This is a genomic window from Sodalis sp. (in: enterobacteria) (assembly GCF_047607725.1).
Classification (GTDB): domain Bacteria; phylum Pseudomonadota; class Gammaproteobacteria; order Enterobacterales; family Enterobacteriaceae; genus JBLKSS01.
The window spans coordinates 1-5,552 of record NZ_JBLKSS010000214.1 but is presented as its reverse complement, the minus strand read 5'-3'; the positions used below and the strand labels follow the sequence as shown (position 1 = coordinate 5,552).

Annotated in this window: 7 protein-coding genes, 1 tRNA gene and 2 pseudogenes; 3 read left to right on the top strand and 7 right to left on the bottom strand. The window is 52.6% G+C overall.

From position 1 onward, the window contains the following. A pseudogene (locus ACMX3H_RS16620) lies at nt 1–302 on the top strand (transposase domain-containing protein); the annotation flags it as partial. Nucleotides 303–489: 187 nt separating this feature from the next. Here the strand turns inward: ACMX3H_RS16620 and ACMX3H_RS16615 are convergent. Next, nucleotides 490–813 (bottom strand): annotated as a pseudogene (locus ACMX3H_RS16615) (DNA-binding protein); the annotation flags it as partial. Between the two features lie 126 nt (nt 814–939). Further along, entirely contained in the window at nt 940–1,236 is a 297-nt protein-coding gene (locus ACMX3H_RS16610; RefSeq protein WP_415211610.1) for a transcriptional regulator, read from the bottom strand. Nucleotides 1,237–1,550: 314 nt separating this feature from the next. Here ACMX3H_RS16610 and ACMX3H_RS16605 point away from each other — a divergent pair, with 314 nt between their 5' ends. After that, nucleotides 1,551–1,946 carry a hypothetical protein gene (locus ACMX3H_RS16605; protein WP_415211609.1) on the top strand — a complete coding sequence of 132 codons (396 nt, stop codon included), beginning with the start codon at nt 1,551–1,553 and terminating at the stop codon, nt 1,944–1,946. Nucleotides 1,947–1,976: 30 nt separating this feature from the next. Continuing rightward, a tRNA-Val gene (locus ACMX3H_RS16600) sits at nt 1,977–2,052 on the top strand. A 262-nt stretch (nt 2,053–2,314) separates the two neighbouring features. On the opposite strand, the gene ACMX3H_RS16595 is transcribed toward ACMX3H_RS16600, so the two are convergent. Genes ACMX3H_RS16595 through ACMX3H_RS16575 form a run of 5 tightly spaced genes read right to left on the bottom strand, consistent with a single transcriptional unit; the run spans nt 2,315 to nt 5,441 of the window. Then, nucleotides 2,315–2,632, bottom strand: a complete 318-nt coding sequence (locus ACMX3H_RS16595) for a hypothetical protein (protein ID WP_415211608.1) — start codon at nt 2,630–2,632, stop codon at nt 2,315–2,317. Then, on the bottom strand, nt 2,629–2,898 hold the full coding sequence (locus ACMX3H_RS16590) for a VRR-NUC domain-containing protein (protein WP_415211612.1): 270 nt from the start codon (nt 2,896–2,898) through the stop codon (nt 2,629–2,631). The genes ACMX3H_RS16595 and ACMX3H_RS16590 overlap by 4 nt, the downstream gene beginning before the upstream one ends. A 5-nt stretch (nt 2,899–2,903) precedes the next feature. After that, on the bottom strand, nt 2,904–3,185 hold the full coding sequence (locus ACMX3H_RS16585) for a DUF4406 domain-containing protein (RefSeq protein ID WP_415211607.1): 282 nt from the start codon (nt 3,183–3,185) through the stop codon (nt 2,904–2,906). 20 nt (nt 3,186–3,205) lie between these two features. Next, nucleotides 3,206–3,382: a hypothetical protein gene (locus ACMX3H_RS16580; RefSeq protein ID WP_415211606.1), complete on the bottom strand. Its 177-nt coding sequence runs from the start codon at nt 3,380–3,382 to the stop codon at nt 3,206–3,208. 4 nt (nt 3,383–3,386) lie between these two features. Next, nucleotides 3,387–5,441, bottom strand: a complete 2,055-nt coding sequence (locus ACMX3H_RS16575; protein ID WP_415211611.1) for a DNA polymerase — start codon at nt 5,439–5,441, stop codon at nt 3,387–3,389. Between the last annotated feature and the right edge of the window lie 111 nt (nt 5,442–5,552).

The window sequence follows — 5,552 nt, the reverse complement described above, 5'->3', positions numbered from 1 at the left end:
CCTGATGAACCACTGGCGGGCGTTGTGCTACTACGCCGGCGATGGCTGGGCGGAGATCGACAATAATATCGCTGAAAACACGCTGCGGGTAATAAGCCTGGGTCGCAAGAACTATCTGTTCTTCGGTTCGGATAGCGGCGGCGACCGGGCGGCGCTGATGTTATACGCTGATCGGCAGTTGCAAACTGAACGGCGTGGAGCCGGAAGCGTATCTGTGCCATGTGCTGGCGATTATCGCGGATCATCCCATCAACAAAATCAAAGAGCTCCTGCCGTGGAACCTCACCATCCCTGCTGAATAACTGTCAATACGGCGCTGGGCGTACGCTTACGGCACAGCGGCGTTGTGGCCCGTGGCCTCTATGCACGCTTTCATTGTCGCGGATGCGGTTGCCTCAGCTACGACACGTGCCAGTTGAATAAGGTTGTCGTTCATTACATTCTCCTTTTGGGGGGGGAAGTATTAGTTTCGAGGGCATTGAACGTTTGAGTCGCCGGTGCTGAGATGGCTACTTTTTTCTCAAGCTCTTGCCAGCGGTCAACCAGTAGTGCGGTTAACTCAGGGCAAAGCTGAGCTACAACAACAACGCTGTCTCGCTTACCTTGTTCTCCAGTGAAGACGTAGACCTCTCTCTTCATGGGGATACCTAATTTACTGATTTTCTCTAAAAACGCCGTTGGCGGTAGTTGGATTATTGCCGATTTTGCCAGTCTTTCTATGCTGCGCTTAACATCGCTGTGACGGCTTTTAACCAGTTCAGCGATCTCAAGACTGGACATGGTTATATTTTGTACATTAATTAAAATTTGCATAAGGAAATCTCTCACAAGTCAATGTGATTAACGGAACCCCGGCACGATACCGGGGCGGGATGAGTGATTAGTGGCGCTGTAGGAACTGGCTAACGTTCGCCTGTTGCCATTTTTCTAGCGCATGGATTATCCTTGCGTCAATGGGGTGGTGGATTTCGGTTGTTTTCCTTGGCAACCATACAACGCAAATAGAACTAAGCAAATATGAAACGCTGTTAGTAACCCTGTTAATGATTGCGTTTCAAATTTGGATTTTGCCTCTGCTATCGCTTGTTTAACGACTTTGTAAGCAACTGAGCACAATACAGAAATTTCTTTTTGTGAACAACCAATCGAAAAAAAAGAAGTTTCAAATTGGACGGGCGTCAGTTCAGGAAAAAGGTTGCGTAGCTCAGGATGCTGAGCTGGGTCGAACATCTTCATATCGCACCCCCCAGCCTTTAGGAGACGGATACGCTGACGCGAGGTCAGATGCTTCGAGGTGAACGCAAAATGAATAATCTCGCTACGGATGAACGGTTGCACTTTCAATGTGCGTGCGGGCGCGGTACTCTTTTACATAGCTCAAATCCTATTATGGTAGGTTTTGGGTTAGGTGTCTGTTGGGATTAGCGGTCCTTTCAGGCACCGACAGTGGTAATGCATTCTTAATCGGCTTGTCATGGGCTGGCAGCCCTGATACTCCTTCCGTTGATGTGGTGGATACGCTACACTTGGCCTAAACAGGAGGATTCCCCATGGGCCAAGTCGCATTTGATACATTGCAGGCGTCAGAAGAGCTTCAAACAGCCGGGCTTACCAGTGAGCAAGCCAAGGCGATTTCGCTCGTCGTGCGCAAGTCTCATGAGGTGGCGGATGTGGCTACCAAGCGTGACCTTGAGGACGTGCGTAAAGATTTAACGGTTCAGATAACCGATGTTCGTAAAGATATGGACGCTCGCTTCGGGAAGAACGAAACTCAGATGCAGGCTCGCTTCGAGAAGAACGAAGCTAAAACCGAGGCGCAAATAGCCTTGTTGCGCAAGGATATGGAGTTTTTAACTAGTAGATTGTTGATAAACATAACAAAAATAATTCTCGGTTGCGTTGGCCTTGCATCCGCTGTAGTGACTCTGGTCGTTAAATTTCTTTAATGATTGTTAATTATCCTATCCCTGCCAATTGGGTCGGTAGCTTAGTGAAAGAGCGTGCGTGTTCACCAACCGTAAGATGCAGGTTCGAGTCCTGCTCGACCCTCCACTTTACAGTAACACCCTTCCTGTGTCAGGCGGCGAACTTGCTTGCGTAGCCGCTTGTTTTCTTCGGCCATATAATCAATTACTGCCCTGAGCGTCTGGGTTTCCCAGTCTTCGTTAGGCCGCCTGCCTAGACTGACCAGATAGCGGGCATCGTCGATACTCTCACCGCCGTTGGTGATGGCGACGACTTCTCCCATATTGGGGTGCCTGAAAGTTAGCACCCGTGTGTTATCCAGTTTCATGATCCACGTTCTCTGCTCGTGTTAATATTCAAAATCGGATTTATAAGCATCCGGCGGAATTTTATATTCAGCGTCGGCGTCGAAAGGTGTTAGCGTTACGGTAGGGCGAGCGTGCGGCAGATATACCACCGTTGTAAAATACTTATCATTCAGGGCGCGCTTTGTTCCCTTACCCGTATAGCCATCCCAAACTAAGGGGGCTAATCCGCCTTTTGTATTTTCCCATGCAATAATAGGTTCAAAAAACCTAAAATTATGTGTATCGCCCCTTACGGTATCTAAATTGCTAAATACTGCCCACCATCCTGGTGGCGTTGCGATAATACTATTAGTATTCATAAAAGTTTCTCCAAATTTTTATCATTCAGCACGATTACCTCGCACCCCAGCGCCCTGAGCCTGTCGTGTTCGCGTCGCTGGGAGGGGCGGGCTTTCTGCCCCGGCACTTTGCATTCCACAAACAGCAGCCGGCCACCGGGAAGTACTACCAGACGGTCAGGTACGCCCAGCCTGCGCGGCGAAACAAACTTGTATGCGATGCCGCCGGTGGCTTTTACCGCGCGGATAAGCTGCTGCTCGATGGCTTTCTCACGCAAGTAATACATTTTCATCAGCTTTGATACCGTACGAGTAGTTGCAGCTTCTTAGCCAAAGAGTATTCGGCATGGGCGCCTTCGCTGCCCTGCCAGCCCTCCAGCAGGAAGATACCCTGTGCGCATTGCAGCATGGCTAGGCCAATCCGCATATATTCAGCCTGAGTCAGTCCATCCGGTAGCGTTGCGGGATTCAGCACCGTGTCGCCGCCTTGTTTCAGTTCATGGGCGGCTTGGTAGAACGCCAAGCGGTTGCAATCGGGTTTTCCGGACATCGGCCCGGCGATATAGGTTATCATTCTGTTATTCCTCCCCGTCATTAGTGGCTTTCGCTAAAGCGTCTGTGGCGATGCTGGACGAGGATTTTGCCCTGCGCTTTTGCCATACGATCAGCGGTCAAAAAGTCATAAACAACGTTGCAGTTGCCGAAGTCCCACGCGTTGCAGTTGGCGTTGGCGAACGGCACGATGGTCATGGGCTGTTTTTCAATTTTCATTGGTTTATTCCTTCCGGTAGTAAAGTGCTTCAAAACCGCCAGCGTTAAGTGGCAGGCCATCGGCCCAATGTGGGTTAGTTGCCAGTAGGGTGCTTAGCGCGTCATGCTTGTAGTCATCAGTATCCGGCGCTTCGCAGATCACTTCATCGTGTACCGTTAAGACAATTTCGTAGCCGTGCTCTTCAATAACGGGCATGGCTGCTGCCAGTACGTCGCGCGCCAAGCCCTGACTAAGATTCTCGACCAGTCGGCCGCCGTATGTTTTGAGTCGCGACCATTTATGCTTGTACGGGTCCATGCCCATGTAGGTCACGTCGCCTTTGACGATAGCCACGCCCGGATAGCAGACGACCCGGCCCGAGGGAAGGGCGATGCGTAGCCACGCACCATCGCGCCGGATTTTGACTCGGCGACAAGAGAGAGTGCACCCCGGGTGTTCAATAGCGTGCCGTACCCCGTCCTCCAGTGCCCGCCAGAACGAGACGGTCTTCGGATGCGTGTTGCGCCACAGGCGTTTTATCGAATCACAGGCAACAAACACGCGCTCTGTCAGACAGTAGGTTTTCTTCCGCTTCACGGATTCTGCGTACCAGTTTCTGGCTTCGCGGATAACTGTCGCCGGTACTGTTGGCAGTGCTGCATCGGCCAGCGCGTCGAGGTCAAGACCGTATGTGAGGGCGAAGGTCATGAAGGCCGCCACGCCGCCGCCATAGCCCAATCCGAGCTCCATCACCTTGCCGACTTGCCTTTGCGCTTTGGTCACTTCACTCGGGCTGATGTGGAACGCCTTGGCGTAGGCCAGCTTGTACAGGTCATCGCCGACACCGGCGTCATAATCGCGAAACGCCTGCAGCTTCCATTCCTCGCCCGCCAGCCACGCCAGCACCCGGCCTTCGATATTGCTCAGATCGGAAACGACCAGCTTCTTGTCTTCGGGGGCCCGGATACAGGCGCGTAGTACTGAGCTGGTGAGAGGCATCACGTCGAACACCAAATCCGCCACGCCCTTTTTCAGCGCCTTTATCCCCAGGTCGATATCTGCCTGTGACATAGATGATCTGGGGAGGTTGTCGGGCTGAAAAAGCCGCCCCGCCCAGCGCCCGGTACGTGAGGCACCACAAAACTGCTTGGTGCCGCGTAAACGGCCATCGCGGCTGACGGATTTGAGCAGTGTCTGGTATTTGCTGGTGCTGGTCGTGCAAGCGTCGAGGCGGACGGTTAGCAGTTCGCGCAGCCCTATCGGCAGATCGGGGTCGTTGATACGCCGCTCAAGTGTACTTTTCTGCATATCTGGCAGCTCAACATCGAAGGCTTTTGCAATGTGTTTGATCATGGCGTCGCGCTGGGTAGCGGACTGCACTTCACCATCGGTAATTTGCCGGGTGCGTTCGGACAAACATTGCTGCTCTTTATCCACCGCGGCCAGCGCACTTTCGGCAAGCGCCATATCCATACACATGCCTCGGTGGTTGATGCGCTGGTCAAGACGCCATAGCGCCGTTTCAAACGGAGTGAGATTCCAGCGCGGCATCCGTTTCCAAATCACCCGCATGTCCTCAATATCTGTCGCGGCGTACTCGACAAAACGTCGCCATTCTTCCGGGTGTGTTTCGCGAGTAGCGCAGCGGATTTTGCTGGTTTTCGGTCTGGGTTTGCAGAAGAGCTTAATAAGCTGGCTGCCGGTTTTGTCCTTGGTCTGGTCGGTTGGGACATTCAGCACCTCGCACAGTGCGTCCAGCGAACCGGGCAGACTGTGCGCATAGGCTTGCACCATCGTGTCGTGTATACGCTCGAGCGGAATATCTATACCCAGCGCATGTTGCAGCACCACGGCGTCGAACATGCCGCCGTTGTGCCAGACGGTCATTACCTGAGGATCGTCGAGCGCAGCGCTTAATGCATCGGGCACTGGGTCGCCGGTGGTGAGGTCCCACACATTGACCGGGCTATCGCCGATCGCCCAGGCAAACAGCAGTACCTCAGCGTCTTCAGCGTAGCGGTGCGTGCCACATTTAAGCGGCGTTTCGCAGGTAAGCGCCCCGTGGAGGACGTCTTGAATTATTGGTGGGTTTGTTGTATGAGACAGTAAACCTACGTTACACGCTTATGCTCATTGTATTTTCACATTGTATTGATTTTAATAACTTTTATTTCCATCCCGGTTTGAGTG